This is a genomic window from Burkholderia guangdongensis (assembly GCF_013403875.1).
Classification (GTDB): Bacteria; Pseudomonadota; Gammaproteobacteria; order Burkholderiales; family Burkholderiaceae; genus Burkholderia; species Burkholderia guangdongensis.
Genome location: NZ_JACBNX010000062.1, coordinates 1 through 486, shown reverse-complemented (window position 1 = coordinate 486; position 486 = coordinate 1). Strand labels below are relative to the sequence as shown.

The window sequence follows — 486 nt, the reverse complement described above, 5'->3', positions numbered from 1 at the left end:
GTTCGTCGATCAGAAGGCGCTGAACGCCGAGGGTCCGCGCGTGATGGTGCGCGGCGAGGGCGTCTATCTGTGGGACAACGACGGCAAGTGCTACATCGACGGGATGTCGGGCCTCTGGTGCACGAACGTCGGCTACGGGCGACGCGAGCTGGTGGACGCGGCGACGCGCCAGATGCGCGATCTGTCGTACTACAACATGTTCTTCCACACCACGCATCCGGCGGTGGTGGAGCTGTCGGAGCGGCTGTTCGGGCTGCTGGGCGAGCGGTTCAGCCACGTGGTGTACACGAATTCGGGCTCGGAATCGAACGAGGTGCTGATCCGCACGGTGCGCCGCTTCTGGGACGTGATGGGCAAGCCGGAGAAGAAGGTGCTGATCGGTCGCGTGAACGGGTATCACGGGTCGACGGTCGGCAGCGCGTCGCTCGGCGGGATGGCGTTCATGCACGAGATGGGCGACCTGCCGATCGCGAACATTACGCACGT

Annotated in this window: 1 protein-coding gene; it reads left to right on the top strand. The window is 65.0% G+C overall.

The window, feature by feature from the left end:
• Positions 1 to 486, top strand: a 486-nt coding sequence (locus tag HZI36_RS26690; RefSeq protein ID WP_179405666.1) for an aminotransferase class III-fold pyridoxal phosphate-dependent enzyme, incomplete at both ends; no start/stop codon positions are given.